Raw genomic sequence first — 17,269 nt, 5'->3', positions numbered from 1 at the left:
TCGAACCCGCGACCCCCAGCTTGGAAGGCTGGCGCTCTACCGCTGAGCTATTCCCGCGAAGCTCTCGGCGCCGCCAGGCACAGCCACCCTTCGTGCTACGGGATGGTGGGGAGGGGAGGATTTGAACCCCCGAAGGCGTGCGCCAGCAGATTTACAGTCTGCCCCCTTTGGCCACTTGGGTACCTCCCCGACTCTGCCCGCGACCCCCTCAAAGCCGCGTCCCCACTGGAGCTGGCGAGAGGATTCGAACCCCCGACCCGCTGCTTACAAGGCAGCTGCTCTACCCCTGAGCTACGCCAGCGCAGACAAAACTTCATCATAGTGCGATGGCACTAAACTGTCAAGAAAGTTTTACCCTCCCTCTGCCGCACGACCTCGTAACAGAGAGCGGCCCCCGCAGCGGCTATATTCAGCGCACCCACGCCCCCCTTCATGGGCAGCGTTAGCACGACGTCACAGATCCTGGCGACCAGGGGGCGCAGCCCGGGGCCCTCGCCTCCGAGGATCAGGCAAAGGGGCAGGGCGAGGTCTGCTTTCCAGGGTAGTACCCCCCCAGACGGACTGGCGCCTATGGCCCAAACTCCGTGTTTTTTCAAGCGTTCCAGGGCGGACACCAGGTTGGTTTCCCGTGCGACAGGGACAAAGTCGAGGGCTCCCATCGCCACTTTCGCCGTGGCCGGCGTGAGACCTGCGGCACGGTGCTTCGGCACGATCACGCCATGGGCGCCAGCCCCATCGGCAACCCGGAGCAGGGCCCCCAGGTTCCGGGGGTCCTGCACCTGATCGAGGGCAAGGAAGAAGGCCGGCTCGCCGCGCTGCGCCGGAACCGACAGCAAGTCTTCGAGTGTCCGGTAGGTGGCTTCAGCCACCCGGGCAACGACGCCCTGGTGGTGAGGACTCCCGGCCATGGCGGTGAGCTGCTCGCGGGTTCGAAACGACACCTTGACGCCGCTATCCCGCGCGCGCGCCACCAGCTCGTGAAGGGCCGGGCCCCGACCGCTGGCCAGCACCGCGATCTCGTCCACGCGGCGGCTCCCGCTCCGAAGCAACTCGAGCACGGGGTTCCTCCCGTACACGGGCTGGTCGGTCATCGGCCCTTCCACTCCCATTCGGTTCCCGACGGCGTGTCCTTGACGACGACGCCGAGCTGCTGGAGCTCGATGCGGATCTCGTCCGCCCGCTTCCAGTCTCGACGCCGGCGGGCTTCGGCGCGCTCACGTATGAGCGACGCGATTCGTTTACTCAGTTCGGGCGGCAGTCCGGCAATCGAAGATGTCGGCTCCGTGAGACCTAAGACCTGAGCAAGAGACGAGAGCTCTCGCGAACCTCGCACGAAGTCCTGGATGCTCAGGTCGCGGGCGCGGTGGAGCGCGTGACCCAGCTCGAAGAGGACGCCCAGCGCCTCCGGGGTGTTGAAATCGTCGTCCATCGCCGCAATGAACCGCTGCCGGAAGGTCACAAATTCTGATGGCGGCTCTCCCCGGGGAGAGCCGAACATCTGAGACCCGGCATACTTCCGCGCCTGCTTGACCGGGCCCCACAAGCGCTCGAGGGCTCGAGCCGCGTCGCGCACTCGCTCCTCGGCGAACTCCATGGGGCCGCGATAATGCGTGCCGAGGAGATAGAGGCGGAACGCATCCGGCTCGTGACGCTTCACGAACTCCTTGATCGTCAGAGTGTTGCCGAGCGACTTGGACATCTTCTCGGCGCCGAAGTTCACCAAGCCGTTGTGGACCCAGTACCGCGCAAAGGGCCGGCCGGTGGCCGCCTCCGACTGGGCGATCTCGCACTCGTGGTGCGGGAAGATGAGGTCCGTGCCCCCGCCGTGGATGTCGAAGGACTCGCCGAGGAAGTGCATCGACATCACCGAGCACTCGATGTGCCAGCCCGGCCGGCCCTCGCCCCACGGGCTGCGCCAGGCCGGCTCGCCCGGCTTGGCCGCCTTCCACAGCGCGAAGTCCCGCGGGTCCCGCTTGCGCTCGTCCACCTCGACCCGGGCGCCGGCCAGGAGCTCGTCCAGGTTCTTGCCGCTGAGGCGCCCGTAGTGGGGGAAGCGGGCGATCTCGAAGTAGACGTCGCCATCCACGACGTAGGCGAACCCCTTGGTGACGAGGCGCTCGATGAGCGCCACCATCTCGGGGATGAAGTCGGTCGCCTTGGGATCGTAGTACGTGATCTCCGGGGGCGGCGGCAGCACGCCGAGGGCGCGCATGTCGGCCCGGAACTCGGCGATGTTGCGCTCGGAGATCTCGGCCGCCGGCACGCTGTCCTGCTGTGCCCGGCGGATGACCTTGTCGTCGACATCGGTGAAGTTACGGACGAAGGTCACGCGGTAACCCTTGAAGGCAAGGTACCGGCAGATGACGTCGAACACCATCGCGCTGCGGGCGTGGCCCACGTGGCAGAGGTCGTAGACGGTGACGCCGCAGGAGTAAATGCGGACCTCGCCTGGACGGAGGGAGACGAACTCCTCCTCCCGCCGGGTCAACGTGTTGTAGATCCTGATTCCGCTCACTCGGGAACGTCCACGTTCACCACCGCAAGGGCAGCGATCCCTTCCTCCCGTCCGACGAGCCCCAACCCCTCGGGGCTCTTCGCCTTCACGCTGACCCGGTCGGGCTCCACGCCGAGCGTCTCTGCCAGGCACTTGGCCATCTCGGGGAGCCAGGGGGCCAGGCGCGGCGCCTGGGCCAGGAGCGTCGCGTCCACGTTGACCACGCGCGCACCCCGGGCGGCGAGCAACGCGAGCACCTCCCGGAGCAGTGCGAGGCTCGAAATCCCCCGGTAGCGCGGGTCGCTGTCGGGGAAATGGCGTCCAAGGTCGCCGAGGGCGAGCGCCCCCAGCATCGCCTCGGCCACCGCATGGGAGAGAACGTCGGCATCCGAGTGCCCCCTGAGCCCGTGCGTCGAGGGCACGGTCACGCCGCCGAGGACGAGGGGCCGCTCCGGGGTCATCGGATGGAGGTCGAACCCGAGCCCGATCCGGGTCATCGCGCCCCGCCCGCGGCCAAGCGTCTGGCGCGCGCGAGATCCGCAGCGGTCGTGATCTTGAGGTTCTCCGGCAGCCCGGGCACCATGCGTACCGGCACGCCGAGGCGCTCGACGAGGGCCGCGTCGTCGGTGCCCGTGAACCCGTCGCTGCGCGCCTTCTCATGCGCTTCCCACAGGAGCGAGCGGTGGAAGGCCTGGGGCGTCTGGACGAGCCAGAGGCCTTCCCGCTCCACCGTCGCCTCGACGCGCGCCTCGCGCACCCGCTTGACGGTCTCGACCACCGGCAGACCGCAGACGGCAGCGCCGTGCCGCCGCGCCTCGCGGATCACGCTCCGAACCAGCGACGGGGTGATGAACGGACGCACGGCATCGTGAACGACGATCAGCGAGACGCCCGGCGGAACCGCCTGGAGCGCGAGCCACACCGACTCCTGGCGCTCGGTTCCCCCCGGCACCACGTCGACGATACGAGGGATCCGGTAGCGCGCGACGACGGCCCGTGTCGCCTCCACCGCCCTCGGCGGGGCGGCGACGACGATTCCCTCCACTTCGCGCGCAGCCGCGAGGCCCCGGAGGGTCAGGACCAGGAGAGGCACCCCGCGAAGCCGGAGGAACTGTTTGGGTCGGCGGCCACCCAGGCGACTCCCGCTCCCGGCCGCCGGAACGAGCGCAACTGTCGTCACCGGCCCACCGCGACGGCCGGAGCCCGCATCATCAGCCGCGCCCTCCTGAGAGCACCTCCTCTTCCTTCGGCCGACTGAAGATCATCCGCCCCGCGGTCGTCTGCAGCACACTCGTCACCAGCACGTCCACGCTCTGCCCCAGGTACTTCTTGCCGTGGTCCACCACGACCATCGTCCCGTCGTCGAGGTAGGCGACCCCCTGACCCGACTCCTTTCCCTCCTTCAGCACGTGGACGTGCATCAGCTCACCGGGAAGCACCACGGGCTTCACCGCTTTGGCCAGCTCGTTGATGTTCAGCACCGAGACGCCGGAGAGCTCCGCCACCTTGTTCAGGTTGTAGTCGTTCGTGATGACCTTCCCGTCGAGCGCCCGGGCCAGCTCGATGAGCTTCCGGTCCACCTCGCGGACGTGCGGGAAATCCAGATCGTGGATGTGGACCTTCACCTTGGGGATTCGCTGGATCCGCTGCAGGACGTCGAACCCGCGCTTGCCGCGGGCGCGCTTCAGGCTGTCCGAGGAATCGGCGATCTGCTGGAGCTCACGGAGGACGAACTGCGGAACGATGAGGGTTCCCTCGAGGAAGCCGGTCTCGCAGATGTCGGCGATCCGGCCCTCGATGATGACGGACGTGTCGAGGATCTTATAGACTTCGCGGCGCGCGGCCACCTTCGGGAAAAGCCTCGCCGAGAGCCCCTCGAGCTCGTCGGTCTTCCCGAGCAGCACCGCGGCCCCCACGTAGCCCAGCAACAACGCCAGGAGCCCCCGGACCGCCCCCGCGCCGGGGACGAGCGCCGTGATCGCGGCCTCCAGGGCAAGCCCCGCGGCCACCCCGGCCAGGCCCCCCACACCTCCCCACAGGACGCGTTCGATGGGCAGGCGCCCCAACCCCCACTCCAGGAGGAGCACCAGCCCCCCGACCAGAAGGCCCCCGACGGCCAACAGCGGCCAGGGCGCCACGGCGCCAAAGGCCGGGCCAGCCACGACCGCGGCGATCGTGGTCAGGACCAGCAAAGCGGTTCGCGTGATGATGATGGTCATAGCCTCCCTCAATTGGAACGTCGGCAAAGAAGACGTTCATGTGCCGAGCACGGCTTGGATCGTCTCATCGATGGATGCCACCCCCTGGACTTCCAGGGGAAACTCGATGTGCTCCGAAAGATTGTTCTGGGGGACGAGGGCGGCCTGGAAGCCGAGCGCCGCAGCCTCCCGGAGACGTTCGGGGAGCCCGGTCACGGCCCGAACCTCGCCGGTGAGGCCCACCTCGCCCACGATCACGAGGTCGCTCCGCACCGCGCGGTCCGTATAGCTGGAGGCCGCGGCGATGACTACGCCCAGATCCGCCGCCGGCTCCACCACCCGGCCGCCGCCCGCCACATTGATGAAGACATCCTGAGTCAGAAGGGGCACGCCGGCGCGCTTCTCGAGCACCGCCAGCAGGAGGCAGACGCGGTTGTAGTCCGCGCCGAGGACGGTGCGACGCGGCGTCCCGAAGCTGGCGGGGCTCACCAGAGCCTGGAGCTCGAGGAGGAGCGGCCGCGTGCCTTCCAGGCTGGACACGATCACCGAGCCCGGGGCACCCTGCGGCCGCTCGGACAGAAAGAACCCTGAGGGGTTCTTCACCTCGACGAGCCCCCGGTCGGTCATCTCGAAGACTCCGATCTCGTTGGTCGAGCCAAAGCGATTCTTCACGGCCCGGAGCACGCGGGAGGTGTGATGGTGCTCCCCCTCGAAGTAGAGGACGGTGTCCACGAGGTGCTCGAGCACCCGCGGACCGGCCAGCGCGCCCTCCTTGGTCACGTGGCCGACGAGGAACACCGCGATCCCCCTACCCTTGGCGAGCAGCATGAGGCGGCCCCCGCACTCCCTGACCTGGCTCACGCTGCCCGGGGCCGACTCCAGATCCGCGAGATAGACCGCCTGGATCGAATCCACGACCAACACCTTCGGCTTGAGCTGATCCACGTGAGCGTTGATCGCGTGGAGATCGGTCTCAGCCAAGAGATAGAGCCCGCGCGGCGAAATCCCGAGCCGCTCGGCTCTCAACTTGACCTGTGCCGCCGACTCTTCGCCGGACACGTAGAGCACCGGCCCGCCCAGTTCGGCGAGGGCGCGACACGCCTGGAAGAGGAGCGTGCTCTTTCCGATTCCGGGGTCTCCACCGATCAGGATGAGCGACCCGCGCACCACGCCGCCGCCCAGCACGCGATCCAGCTCGCCGATGCCGGTCGTCACGCGTGTCTCCGCGTCCAGCTTGACGTCGCTCAAAAGCACCGGACGGCTCGCCGGGCTGGCAGGTGCGCGGGACGCCTTCCGGGATACTTGTGGCTCTTCGATCAACTCACGAAACACGCCCTCGGTTCGCTTGCAGTCGGGGCACGTCCCGGGCTTCGGCGAGGCGAAGCCGCAGAGCTGGCAGCGATAGACCGCGCTCTCGCGGGCCATCACCTGGCCCCTCTCTCGATCGCGGAGCGGATCAGGTATCGCAGGAACGTGCTCCGCTTGGCCCCCTCGAGGAAGGCGGCCAGGTTCTCGTAGACCGTGGGGTCCTCCAGGAGCCCGCCGAGCGTCCCTTCGCCCGCGGCGAGGCGGTCCGTGATCATCCTCAGGTTCGCGACCGCCACCTTGAAGTCGCGCGCGGCCTCGCCGAGCGGCCCATCCCCCGCGTCCGTGAGGAGCCCACCCACGAGACCCTTTCCCTGTGCCAGCCGCTCGGACACCTCCCTGAAGTTCCGGCTGAGGGCCCGCAGATCATCCGCCACAGCCTTGTACTGAGGGTCGAAGAGGAGCGCGGCCAGGAGCGAGTCGGCTCCCCTGGCCTTGTCGGTCATCTGCCCCAGCGACTCGATGGCCTCGAGCAGCCGGCGCGCCGCGCGGCCGCTCTCCGGTGAGAGGAGAACCGAGACGGCGTGCTCACCCCGCTCGGCCTGCGCGACGAGCCGCTCGGTCGCCGCGAGGAGCGCCTGGAGTCGCCTGAGCGCCTCGGGCTCCTCGTAGACGAGCGCGTGGAGCCAACCTCTGCCTTTCTCCACCTGCTCGGCTGTGGCGCGGGCCGACTTGAGCGTCGCCGCCAAGTCGTCCAGCACGCCCCGCTTCTCCACCTGCTCGGCCGTGGCGCGGACCGACTTGAGCGTCGCGGCCAGGTCGTCCAGCACGCCCCGCTTCTCCACCTGCTCGGCCGTGGCGCGGACCGACTTGAGCGTCGCGGCCAGGTCCGCCAGCACGTCCCGCTTCTCCATCCGCTCGGCGACCCGCCGGGTCGACCTGAGCGTGGCCGAGAGATCGTCGAGCGTCCCCGCCTTGTTGAAGGCCTCGACCGTCGTGTTCAGGCTGCCGGAAAGGGTAGCCACGTTCTTCAGGACCTCGAACCCCTCGCCGGCCAGCCGGCTCAGCTCCACCGGGTCCCGGGCGATGATGGATTCGCCGCGTTTGAGCGCCGGCGCCGCCTGGCTGCCGAGGGAGATCTCGATGAGCTTGTCACCGAGGAGCCCCTGAGTCTCGATCCTGGCGACCGAGTCCTTCCGGATCCTGACCGCGAACCGCCGGGCGATCGTCAGCGTGATACGAACCTTCTCGCCAGGAGCCTCGGGAAGCCTCACCCGGCTGACCCGGCCGATCTGAACGCCCGCCAGCCGGACCGTCGCGCCCGGGACGAGCCCTCCGACCTCGGTGAAGTCGGCCACCAGGTCGTAGGTGGGCTCGAACAGCCGGGCCCGAGCGCCGAGCAGGTAGACGAACCCGATGAGGACGGCGAGGGAGGCCAGGACGAAGATCCCGATGCGGACCTGGAGCGCGAACTGGCGACGATCCTGGAGCTCCATCTCAAGATCCTTTCAGCTGGCCGGCCAGGAAGGCCTGGACCGAGGGGTTCTCCGAGCGGCGGATCTCCGCCGGGGAGCCCGTGGCCACGAACCGCCCGTGGTGGAGGATCACCATCTGGTCCGCCACCATCTCGGCAAACTCGACGTCGTGGGTGACGACGATCGCGGTATCGCACACGCCGGTGCGGAGGCGTGCGATCAGCTCGGCCACCAGCCGGGCGTTGGTGAGGTCCAGGCCCGCCGTGGGCTCGTCGAAGAACACGACCTCGGGCTCCAGCACCAGCGCCCGGGCGATCCCGACCCGCGTGCGCAGTCCTCCCGAAAGCTCGGCCGGGCTGAGCTGCGCGGCGCCGGCCAGGTCCACCAGCGAGAGGAACGTGCGCACGCGGTCCGCGATCTCCTCCTCACCGAGGTGCGTGTGCTCCCGGAGCGGGTACGCCACGTTCTCGAAGACGGACAGCGAGTCGAAGAGCGCCGAGCTCTGGAAGACGAAGCCCGTCCGCCGCCGGAGGCCGAGCATCTGCTCCTCCCGGAGGTGATCGATGCGCGTGCCGAAGAGCCGGACCTCCCCCGCGTCGGGCCGGATCAGCCCCGCGATCATCCGGAGGAGCACGGTCTTCCCCTGGCCGCTGCCGCCCATCACGGCCAGCGTCGTTCCACGCGGGAGCGTCAGGCTCACGCCGCTCAGGACCTCGTTCGTGTCAAAGGACTTCCAGACGCCTCGGACCTCGACGACCGCCTCCGCCATGGCTCACCAGAACAGGAGGAGGAAGAGCTTCGTGATGAAAAAGTCGGCGATGATGACGCCGATCGCGACCTGGACCACGGTCCGCGTCGTGGCGCGCCCGAGGCCCTCCGTGCCGCCCACGGTCGAGAGCCCGTTGTAGCAGCCGATCAGCGTCACGACGCCGGCGAAGAAGACGCTCTTGCCCATCCCGGTCAGGAAATCTTTCAGGACAACCCAGTACACCATGTTGTTCCAGTAGACGTAGGCGTCCACGTGGCGCTCGTAGACCGCGATCACCATCCCGCCCAGGAGGCCGACCCCGTCCGCCAGCACCGTGAGGAGCGGGAAGACCACGAGCGCGGCGAGGAACCGCGGCACGATGAGCTTCTTCACGTAGTTGACGCCGATCGCCCGGAGCGCGTCGATCTGCTCGGTGACCTTCATCGCGCCCAGCTCGGCCGTGATCCCCGAGGCCACCTTGCCGCCGACCAGGATGGCGGTGAGCACCGGCCCGAGCTCCCGGAGCATCGAGAGGGCGACGACCGCGCCGACGTAGTTCTCGGCACCGAAGCGGGCCATGTTCACCGCGCTCTGGAGCGTCAGCACCATCCCGGTGAAGACGGCGGCGGTCAGGGCCACCGCGAGCGACTGGACGCCGATCGCGTCCACCTCCTGCGCCACCAGCCGCCAGTAGGCGGGAGGCAGGGCCAGATTGCGGAACACCTGGCCGGTCAGGAGACCGAGCCCGCCGTACCAGATCGCCGCCTCGCGTCCCTGGATTCTCAGCGATGTCCCCAGCGCCATCGCGTCTCCCTCCTCAAGGACCGGTGAAGCTTCCGACGAGCTCCCTGAACTCGTCGCGGCCTGCCGCGAAGCCGCTCGGCGAGGCCACATAGACCAGGTCGTAGACGCACCCGTCACCCTTCAGCACGAAGGCTTCCGCCCTGACCGGACTGCTATCGAGCTGGCCTTCGAGCAAGACCCTGATCCCGGGCCGGCCACCCACGGTGACGTCCTCCTGCTCGACGACCCTCCGCCCCTCGAGGCCGAAGGCGAGGTGACGCGCCAGCACGGCAAACGGCCGTCCCGGTGGCTTGCCTTCGCACGTGGCATTCGCCAGAATCCCGGCGCGAACCCCGACGCGCGTCAGCTCCAGATCGGCGCGGCCATCCGTCGAGACCTGCCACGGCCCCGGCGGCAGGGCCAGCCGGTAGCCCTTGGAGGAATAGAAGACGCCTCCCTCGATCCGAGCCCCGCTGCACGCCGATAGTCCGAGAGCGACAAGCAGCAGCCATCGGCCCAGCCGCGCCAGCCCTGCCTCTGCCTTCAGCCCGCGCTCTCCTCGAGATCGGCCGACCTGTCGACACGGGTGCCCGCGTGCCGCCGGGCCAGCTCCGAGAACACCCGACGGAGCGGGATCCCCCGCCCGCCGAGGAGGACCATGGTGTGGAACCAGAGGTCAGCCACCTCGGAAACGAGCCGGTCATCGCGCTCTCCGGCGAGGGCAGCCATGATCACCTCAAGGGCTTCCTCGCCAACCTTGCGGCAGACGGCTGACTCGCCCTTGGCCAGAAGCCCTGCCACGTACGAGCCGGACGGCGGCTCGACCTTGCGCGACTGGATCACGCGCTCCACCAGCTCCAGGATCTGGGGCCCTGCCCACGTCCGGCCGTCGGTCCCCTCCGCCGGAGGCTCCCCCTCCATCTTGAGACGCGAAAAGAAGCAGGTGCGGCTTCCGGTGTGACAGGCGACTCCCTCCTGGTGGACGAGCACCAGGAGCGTGTCCCGGTCGCAATCCGCATAGAGGGCCTCGACGTGCTGGGCGTGCCCCGAGCTCTCCCCCTTCCGCCAGAGCGCTTGGCGGGAGCGGGACCAGAAGTGGGTGAGACCGGTCCGCTGGGTGGCCTCCAACGCTTCGCGGCCCATCCAGGCCACCATCAGGACCTCCCCGGTCGCCGCCTCCTGCACCACGGCCGGGATCAACCCCTGGGCGTCAAATTTCAGCTCGTCAACCCCAATCACGCGTATTCACCGTGCTCCAGGCGATCGGCCACGACACGGAGGGCAAGCGCTTGGACCTTCGCCTTCGCTTCCTCCGGCGTCTGCCCGTATGCAAGCACACCAGGAAGTTCCAGCACCTCCGCGATCCAGCGGCCATAATTCTCCCGCTCAAGCTCAATCTTGAACGTCATGTGTACCTCATGCGGTGTTACGCGCCCTGCTTCTTCGCATCCGTCAATCCTTTCTGAACCTGCGCTGGCAACACAAACATGAACTCTCCGAGGGCACGCGCGAAGTCCACACAGCGGCGTGCTTCATCGGCAGTAGGCAAGGGCGCCGCTTCATCAGCATGCCGTTGGTCATTAGCGTCAATGCGCACCTCATGAGCCCACTGCGCCATTTCCTTCGTAATGACGTGGTCGGCCGCGGCCTTGTCGATCCGGTTATACAAACTGCCCTCTTTGTAACCTTTAGCTTTCAACATCGCATCCACTGCGCTGGCCGCAAGCATGACCGCACCAGCCGCGGCGTGCAGGCTGTTCAACGCTTGCTGTAGGTAACCCCGTACCTTCTCCGGGATAGCCGCATCAACTTCAGTCGATCGCGGATAGCATTCGGTTACTGAGCCTGAATGACCGGTGGTACTGGCAGCGGTGACTAGACCCCCGCACCTTGCGCATTTGTAGACGCCCCAGAAACGCTTGTTGGCGCCAGCGTAGTCCGTCGTCTCATAAGTGTGAATCCTTTCAAGAGTAGGACGATCAACATTGCAGTGAGGACAACGTCCGACGTCAAGTTGACTACCTAACATCGCCACGGGTTTTCGACTCCTAGCTCGAACTCACGCCGCTTGCCAACCTAGGCCATGCATCGGCTCCTGCCTCCGCGTTCTCGAAGCACACTTACTCTTCCAGCCTCACCGGAACGCCGCGGTCGCTCAGATACGCCTTCGCCTGGCGGATGGTGTACTCGCCGAAGTGGAAGATGGAGGCGGCCAGCACCGCGTCGGCCTTCCCCGCGGTCAGCCCGGCGAGCAGGTGCTCCAGCATCCCGGCGCCGCCCGACGCGATTACGGGAACCGAAACCGCGAGGGAGACGGCCTGCGTCAGCTCGAGGTCGTAGCCGTCCTGGGTGCCGTCCCGGTCCATGCTCGTGAGGAGGATCTCGCCCGCGCCCAGCCGCTCGGCCTCCTGCGCCCACTCGACCGCGTCGCGCCCCGCCGGCCGGCGCCCCCCGTGCGTGTAGACTCCCCAGCGCCCGTTTTCGCGCTTGGCGTCGATCGCGACGACGATGCACTGGCTGCCGAACCGCTCGGCCGCCTCGCGGATGACCTCGGGGCGCTCCAGCGCGGCGGTGTTGAGCGAGACCTTGTCGGCGCCCGCCCGGAGGAGCGTGCGGATGTCGTCGACTCCGCGGACCCCGCCGCCCACGGTGAGGGGCATGTAGATCCCCTCCGCCGTGCGCCGCACGACGTCCAGCATGATCGCTCGACCCTCGTGGGAGGCCGTGATGTCGAGGAACACCAGCTCGTCGGCCCCCTGGTGGTCGTAGGCCAGGGCCGCGGCCACCGGATCACCGGCGTCCTTGAGATTCAGGAATCGCACCCCCTTGACGACCCGGCCGTCCTTCACGTCGAGGCAGGGGATGACGCGCTTGGCTAACACCTCGCCACCTCGGTGAGGGCTTGCTTGAGATCCACGGCACCGGTGTAGAGCGCGCGGCCCACGACCGCTCCCGCGATCCCCTCGATGGCGGCCAGACGCTTGAGATCCTCCAGCGTGCCGACTCCGCCCGAGGCGAGCACCGCGATTCTCGCCGCCCGGGCGACCGCCCGCGTGCGCTCCAGGCCGGGCCCGACCTCGGTGCCATCGCGGGCGATGTCGGTATAGAGGATCGCCGCGGCGCCGGCCCGCGCGGCCGCGGCCGCGAAGGCCTCGGCGTCGAGATCGAGGCTGCGTGTCCACCCGTCCACGGCCACGCGCCCATCCGTCGCATCCACCGCGACGATGATTCGCCCGGCGAAGCGGCGGCACACGTCCGCGAGAAACCCGGCGTCGAGCGCGGCCCGGGTTCCCACCACCGCCCAGCCCGCGCCGGCCTCGAGCACCTGCTCGACCGCCTCGACGCTCCGCAGCCCGCCGCCCACCTGAAGCGGCGGGGAAACGGTCCGCGCGATCTCGCGGATCAACTCGGTCTGCTTGGGCGCCCCCGCGAACGCCCCGTCCAGATCCACCACGTGGAGGCGCGGGGCGCCGAGGTCGGCCCAGCGCCGCGCCACAGCCAACGGGTCATCGGAAAAGACGGTCTCGGCCTCGGGCCGGCCCTGCCTGAGCCTCACGCACTTGCCGCCCCGCAGATCCACGGCAGGGATCACCAACATCGGCGCCACCCCCTCACGCCCGACCGGCCTTCACGAGAGCGCCGAAATTCCCGAGCAGGCGGAGCCCCGACCGCTGACTCTTCTCGGGGTGGAACTGGGTGGCGAACAGGTTGCCTCGCCCGAGCGCGGCGGGAAACTTGATCCCGTACTCGCACGTCGCCACGCGGAGCGTCCCGTCCAGCGGCTCGGGATAGTAGGAGTGGACGAAGTAGAAGTAGGCCCCGCTCGGGATCCCGTCGAAGATGGCGAGATCGCCGGCGTGGGTCACCTGATTCCACCCCATGTGAGGGACCTTGAGCCCTCGGGGGAAGCGGCGGACCACGCCCGGGATCACGTCCAGGCCCTTGCTCTGGCCGAACTCCTCGCTCTCGGAGAGGAGGAGCTGGTAGCCGAGACAGATCCCGAGAAACGGCCGCCCGCTCTCCAGCACCTCGCGCAGCGGCCCGAGAAGCCCCAGGGCCCCGAGATTCTGCATCGCGTCGTGGAAGGCGCCGTCGCCGGGGAGGACCACCGCGTCGGCATCCTTCACGACCTGGGGATCCTGCGTCACCACCGTTTCCAGGCCGAGGCGGACGAACGCCTTCTCCACGCTCCCCAGGTTCCCCCGACCGTAGTCGACGACCGCCAGCACCCTTGCAACCCTCTCGTAGGTCTTGTCTTGCTACTCAGCCTTTTTCGGCTTGCCTCGCAGCCGCAGGAATACTTTAAACATCCGGTCGGGCAGCCGATACTTGCCCACCTGCCCTTCGACCTTCTCAACAACGCCCCTTTTCGCCATTATTGAAACGTACGTTCTGAGCTTGTTTTGGTTGCCGTCGTACTTCTTCAGGATGTCACCGACAGCCACGACGTCCTCGTCAAACCCGGCAATAATGTGGAGAATCTTGCGATACTCGTTGCTCAGGATCTTTTGAGTGTATCTCTGCCTAAAGTGCTTGTCCTCCAGAGAATCCAACGCTCCCTTCACCGCCGGCGTTCCCAGAATTCCTTGGCGTAGATCCTCCCACTCCAGCTTCCCCTCCGTGTCCACATCAAACGCCGCCCGCCCCAGCTCGTGTATGAAGCTCGGAATACCATTCGAGTAATGAAAAATATATAACAGGAAATCCTCGGTCGGCTTCGCGGGCGGTACGCCACGACTCAAGGCTTTTTTCACGAGCTCGTCCGACTCTTTCCGGTTAAGGTATGGAATGTTCACGTGCGTGAACCCACGCGGAAAGGATGCATGATCTTTGGTAAATTCCGCGAGGGCACCCGGGCTCGCAGTCACGATGAACATTATCCCTCCGTAGCGGTCGTGGCTCAGTTGCTCGAGACAGCTCTTGAGGAATGAGCCCGCACCATCGAGTCGCGACAACGTTTCCGTTTCGTCGATAATGATGAGAAGCGCTGCATAGGATTCTCGGACCTTGTCCCACAAGGCTTCCAGAACGGACCCGAACTTCCCCGCCACGATTCCCACGTGCGAGCCTGGTGTAATATCCATTCTTAACCCGAAAAACCCCACACTGATTCCGCCAACCTTCGACAGCAAGTCTGATACCGCGCGGGACAGCGGATCGGAAGCCTCTCTAACTTTCCGGTAAAGTCTGTCCAAGATTGCCACGCAAAGTTCGTCTAGGTTTCTGCATACACCCGTCGAGACGAAAACAGTGAGAAAGCGTGTTTGTGGTTTCTCAAAAACCTTGTCTGCGTTAAGGGCGAGGTCTTCGGCATACGTAGCAAGGGAACTTTTGCCGATACCCCGATCACCTACTAAAACGAGATGTTCGGCACGCTCATTGATCGCCTGGTAAAGGGCTTTCTTAATCTGCTCAATCTCACGCTCCCGCCCTACAAATAGCTCCGGGCTGACAGGCGAATCGGGCATGAACGGGTTCACCTTAAAGGGAAGCGCTGCCTTACGATTCGGCATGCTGAATTCCTACAGATCGCCTTTGGTCGAGAGCACCCCCTCGATCCGCGGGTCCAGGCGGACCGCCTCGGCCAGGGCGCGCGCCACCGACTTGAACACCGCCTCGGCGATGTGGTGGAGGTTCTCGCCGTAGTGGAGGGTCACGTGGAGCGTCACCTCGGCGTTGAAGGCGAACGCCCGGAAGAAGTCCTGGAGGAGATCCAGATCGAAGGTGCCCACGCGCGCCCGCCGGAGGGGAACGTTGAATACCAGGTACGGCCGACCCGAGATGTCCACCGCCGCGGAGACCAGCGCCTCGTCCATGGGGACGAAGGCGGTCCCGTAGCGGAGGATCCCCTTCTTGTCGCCGACGGCTTCCTTGAAGGTCTTGCCGAGGCAGATCCCCACGTCCTCCACCGTGTGGTGGAGGTCCACCTCCGTGTCGCCCCGCGCGTCCACGGTGAGGTCCATGAGCCCGTGCTTGGACCACGCCTCGAGCATGTGGTTGAAGAACGGGACCGTGGTCTCCACCTTGGCGGTCCCGCTGCCGTCCAGGTTGAGCTGGAGCAGGACAGCGGTCTCGCGCGTCTTGCGCTCGACCCGGGCCTGACGCGGCACCTCGGGCTGAGTCCCTCGATCGGCTCGGCTCATGACGCTTCCCCTTCCCGGTCCAGACGGAGCCTCGCCGCCTCGCCGTGGGCCTGGAGCCCCTCGACGCTCGCGAGCACCGAGAGATGCGGCCAGGCCTCGCGAAGCCCCCTCTGCGAGTAATGGATGAGACTCGACCGTTTCACGAAATCCTCCACCCCCAGGCCGGAGGCGAACCGGGCCGTCCCGGCGGTCGGGAGCACGTGGTTCGGGCCGGCCATGTAATCGCCCACGACCTCCGGGGTATCGCGCCCGAGGAAGATCGCCCCCGCGTTCCGTACGCGGGGAAGCCAGCGGAACGGATCCGCCACCTGAAGCTCGAGGTGCTCGGGGGCCAGGCTGTTGGCCACCGCCAGCGCCTCCTCGAGATCCCGGGTCAGCACGAGAGCCCCGTTCGCCCCGAGCGCGGCGCGCGCGATCTCCCGCCGCGGAAGGCCCGCGAGCTGGCGATCCACGGCTCGCGCGACGGCCTCGATCAGGGGGGCGGAGGGAGTCAAGAGGACCGCGCGCGCCATGGGGTCGTGCTCGGCCTGCGCGAGCAGGTCGGCCGCCACCCACTCCGGCTCGGCCGCGTCGTCGGCGACGACCAGGATCTCACTCGGGCCGGCCACCATGTCGATGCCGACGACGCCGAAGACGCGCTGCTTGGCGAGGGCCACGTAGATGTTCCCCGGCCCCACGATCTTGTCCACCCGCCGGATCGTCTCCGTGCCGAAAGCCAGGGCCGCGACAGCCTGAGCGCCCCCGACCCGATAGATCTCGGCGACGCCCGCAACCTCCGCCGCGACCAGGACGGCCGGGTGCAGCGATTTGTCCCCCGAGGGCGGGGACACGAGCACGATCTCCCTGACGCCCGCCACCCTCGCCGGGATCGCCGTCATCAGGACCGTCGACGGATACGCCGCGCGTCCCCCGGGGGCGTAAATCCCGACCCGCTCGAGGGGACGGATCTGCTGACCCAGGAGCGAGCCGTTGGCGTCCTCCACCCACCAGGAGCGGGGGAGCGCGTGGCGATGGAACGCCTCGATCCGCTCCGCGGCGCAGCTGAGCGCGCTCAGCACCTGCTCACCGACCGCCGCGCGGGCCACGGCCATCTCCTCGGCGGTCACCGCCAGCTCGACCGCCTGGAGCTTCACTCCGTCGAAGCGCTCGGTGAACTCCAGGAGCGCCGCGTCGCCCCGCTCCTTGACCGCTGCCAGGATGGCCTCCACGCTCCGGTGGGTCTCGGGCGGGACCGAGTCGGGGGAGCGGTCGAGGGCCTGCACCACGCCCGCGATTCCCAGGGCGCTCGTCTCGAGGCGGCGGCAGCTCACTGCGCGATCCCCTTCTTCATCCCCTCGATCCACTCGCTGATCGGGCCGTAGCCGGTCTTGAGCGAGGCACGGTTCACGATGAGCCGTGCGGTGGAGCGCATGATCTCGGCGACCTCCACGAGCCCATTGGCCCGGAGCGTCTCCCCGGACTGGACCAGGTCCACGATCCGCTCGGCCAGCCCCACGAGAGGGGCCAGCTCGATCGAGCCATCGAGGCGGATGAGCTCCACCTGGATCCCACGCTCGGAGAAGTAGCGCTCGGTCAGGTTCGGATACCTGGTGGCCACGCGGACCCAGGACCACTTGGCCGGATCGTCACGCCGCCACAGCTCCTCGGGCTCGGCCACGACGAGCCGGCAGAAGCCGAAGCCCAGATCCAGCGGCTCGTACACGTCCGGCTCCTGCTCCAGCAGGATGTCCTTCCCGACGATGCCGAAGTCCGCGGCCCCGTACTCGACGTACGAAGGGATGTCGGCAGGCTTCAGGATCAGGACGCGGAGGCCGCGCGCCGGGTCGACGAAGATGAGCTTCCGCGAGGCCTCGTCCACGCCGTCGAGCCCGAGCCGTCTGAGCAGGTGCAGCGCCGGCTTGAGGAGGCGGCCCTTCGGCAGCGCCAGGGTCAAGGGTCCCCGGCTCACTGGACTACCTTCGCTCATGATTCAGCACCATCCCTTCGAGCGCCCACCCACCCCTTCGGGGTGGGTACCCGGCCGGCGCAATCCCGGGGGAGACTTTCTATGACCCTTGTCAAGAACTTTTTTTTCACGGTCACGCCGCCCGGCGTAACTGCTGCCGCGCCATGGTCGCCAGGTG

At 67.6% G+C, this 17,269-nt stretch carries 20 protein-coding genes and 2 tRNA genes; all 22 read right to left on the bottom strand.

Annotation, left to right across the window (positions count from 1 at the left end; genetic code table 11):
* Nucleotides 1-103: 103 nt before the first annotated feature.
* The 22 genes from HY726_05805 to HY726_05700 all read right to left on the bottom strand — a co-directional run bounded on the left by HY726_05805 (nt 104) and on the right by HY726_05700 (nt 17,112).
* Nucleotides 104-189, bottom strand: a tRNA-Tyr gene (locus tag HY726_05805).
* Nucleotides 190-226: 37 nt separating this feature from the next.
* Nucleotides 227-301, bottom strand: a tRNA-Thr gene (locus HY726_05800).
* A 31-nt stretch (nt 302-332) separates the two neighbouring features.
* Nucleotides 333-1,091 (bottom strand): 23S rRNA (guanosine(2251)-2'-O)-methyltransferase RlmB, encoded by a 759-nt coding sequence (gene rlmB, locus HY726_05795; protein MBI4608503.1) that lies wholly within the window; start codon nt 1,089-1,091, stop codon nt 333-335.
* Nucleotides 1,088-2,506, bottom strand: a complete 1,419-nt coding sequence (locus HY726_05790; GenBank protein ID MBI4608502.1) for a cysteine--tRNA ligase — start codon at nt 2,504-2,506, stop codon at nt 1,088-1,090. Before HY726_05790 ends, rlmB begins: the two co-directional genes overlap by 4 nt.
* Nucleotides 2,507-2,511: 5 nt before the next feature.
* On the bottom strand, nt 2,512-2,991 hold the full coding sequence (locus HY726_05785; GenBank protein ID MBI4608501.1) for a 2-C-methyl-D-erythritol 2,4-cyclodiphosphate synthase: 480 nt from the start codon (nt 2,989-2,991) through the stop codon (nt 2,512-2,514).
* The gene (locus HY726_05780; protein MBI4608500.1) at nt 2,988-3,674 is read right to left on the bottom strand and encodes a 2-C-methyl-D-erythritol 4-phosphate cytidylyltransferase; all 687 of its coding nucleotides are present in this window, start codon (nt 3,672-3,674) and stop codon (nt 2,988-2,990) included. Before HY726_05780 ends, HY726_05785 begins: the two co-directional genes overlap by 4 nt.
* Before the next feature lie 31 nt (nt 3,675-3,705).
* Entirely contained in the window at nt 3,706-4,713 is a 1,008-nt protein-coding gene (locus HY726_05775; protein MBI4608499.1) for a TRAM domain-containing protein, read from the bottom strand.
* A 36-nt stretch (nt 4,714-4,749) separates the two neighbouring features.
* Nucleotides 4,750-6,117 carry a DNA repair protein RadA gene (gene radA / locus HY726_05770; GenBank protein MBI4608498.1) on the bottom strand — a complete coding sequence of 456 codons (1,368 nt, stop codon included), beginning with the start codon at nt 6,115-6,117 and terminating at the stop codon, nt 4,750-4,752.
* A complete protein-coding gene (locus HY726_05765) occupies nt 6,117-7,493 on the bottom strand; it encodes an MCE family protein (protein ID MBI4608497.1) in 1,377 nt (458 codons plus the stop codon). Before HY726_05765 ends, radA begins: the two co-directional genes overlap by 1 nt.
* A 1-nt stretch (nt 7,494) precedes the next feature.
* Complete coding sequence (locus HY726_05760) at nt 7,495-8,241, bottom strand: ATP-binding cassette domain-containing protein (GenBank protein MBI4608496.1); 747 nt, start codon at nt 8,239-8,241, stop codon at nt 7,495-7,497.
* 3 nt (nt 8,242-8,244) lie between these two features.
* Nucleotides 8,245-9,024, bottom strand: a complete 780-nt coding sequence (locus tag HY726_05755; GenBank protein MBI4608495.1) for an ABC transporter permease — start codon at nt 9,022-9,024, stop codon at nt 8,245-8,247.
* Between the two features lie 13 nt (nt 9,025-9,037).
* Nucleotides 9,038-9,292 (bottom strand): hypothetical protein, encoded by a 255-nt coding sequence (locus tag HY726_05750; protein ID MBI4608494.1) that lies wholly within the window; start codon nt 9,290-9,292, stop codon nt 9,038-9,040.
* A gap of 254 nt (nt 9,293-9,546) precedes the next feature.
* Nucleotides 9,547-10,242 (bottom strand): bifunctional phosphoribosyl-AMP cyclohydrolase/phosphoribosyl-ATP diphosphatase HisIE, encoded by a 696-nt coding sequence (locus HY726_05745; GenBank protein MBI4608493.1) that lies wholly within the window; start codon nt 10,240-10,242, stop codon nt 9,547-9,549.
* A complete protein-coding gene (locus tag HY726_05740; protein MBI4608492.1) occupies nt 10,239-10,412 on the bottom strand; it encodes a type II toxin-antitoxin system HicB family antitoxin in 174 nt (57 codons plus the stop codon). Before HY726_05740 ends, HY726_05745 begins: the two co-directional genes overlap by 4 nt.
* 17 nt (nt 10,413-10,429) lie before the next feature.
* Nucleotides 10,430-11,032, bottom strand: coding sequence for a DUF4145 domain-containing protein (locus tag HY726_05735; GenBank protein MBI4608491.1), 603 nt, complete (start codon nt 11,030-11,032; stop codon nt 10,430-10,432).
* A 91-nt stretch (nt 11,033-11,123) separates the two neighbouring features.
* The gene (gene hisF / locus HY726_05730) at nt 11,124-11,885 is read right to left on the bottom strand and encodes an imidazole glycerol phosphate synthase subunit HisF (GenBank protein ID MBI4608490.1); all 762 of its coding nucleotides are present in this window, start codon (nt 11,883-11,885) and stop codon (nt 11,124-11,126) included.
* Nucleotides 11,879-12,601 (bottom strand): 1-(5-phosphoribosyl)-5-[(5-phosphoribosylamino)methylideneamino]imidazole-4-carboxamide isomerase, encoded by a 723-nt coding sequence (hisA, locus tag HY726_05725; GenBank protein MBI4608489.1) that lies wholly within the window; start codon nt 12,599-12,601, stop codon nt 11,879-11,881. The genes hisF and hisA overlap by 7 nt, the downstream gene beginning before the upstream one ends.
* A gap of 13 nt (nt 12,602-12,614) precedes the next feature.
* Nucleotides 12,615-13,232 carry an imidazole glycerol phosphate synthase subunit HisH gene (hisH, locus tag HY726_05720; protein ID MBI4608488.1) on the bottom strand — a complete coding sequence of 206 codons (618 nt, stop codon included), beginning with the start codon at nt 13,230-13,232 and terminating at the stop codon, nt 12,615-12,617.
* A gap of 30 nt (nt 13,233-13,262) precedes the next feature.
* Nucleotides 13,263-14,516: an AAA family ATPase gene (locus HY726_05715; protein ID MBI4608487.1), complete on the bottom strand. Its 1,254-nt coding sequence runs from the start codon at nt 14,514-14,516 to the stop codon at nt 13,263-13,265.
* Between the two features lie 9 nt (nt 14,517-14,525).
* The gene (gene hisB, locus HY726_05710; GenBank protein MBI4608486.1) at nt 14,526-15,146 is read right to left on the bottom strand and encodes an imidazoleglycerol-phosphate dehydratase HisB; all 621 of its coding nucleotides are present in this window, start codon (nt 15,144-15,146) and stop codon (nt 14,526-14,528) included.
* On the bottom strand, nt 15,143-16,456 hold the full coding sequence (gene hisD / locus HY726_05705; GenBank protein MBI4608485.1) for a histidinol dehydrogenase: 1,314 nt from the start codon (nt 16,454-16,456) through the stop codon (nt 15,143-15,145). Before hisD ends, hisB begins: the two co-directional genes overlap by 4 nt.
* Nucleotides 16,453-17,112, bottom strand: a complete 660-nt coding sequence (locus HY726_05700) for an ATP phosphoribosyltransferase (protein MBI4608484.1) — start codon at nt 17,110-17,112, stop codon at nt 16,453-16,455. Before HY726_05700 ends, hisD begins: the two co-directional genes overlap by 4 nt.
* Nucleotides 17,113-17,269 lie beyond the last annotated feature (157 nt).

Source organism: Candidatus Rokuibacteriota bacterium, from assembly GCA_016209385.1.
Lineage (GTDB): Bacteria > Methylomirabilota > Methylomirabilia > Rokubacteriales > CSP1-6 > JACQWB01.
This window is presented reverse-complemented; position numbering and strand designations above follow the sequence as displayed.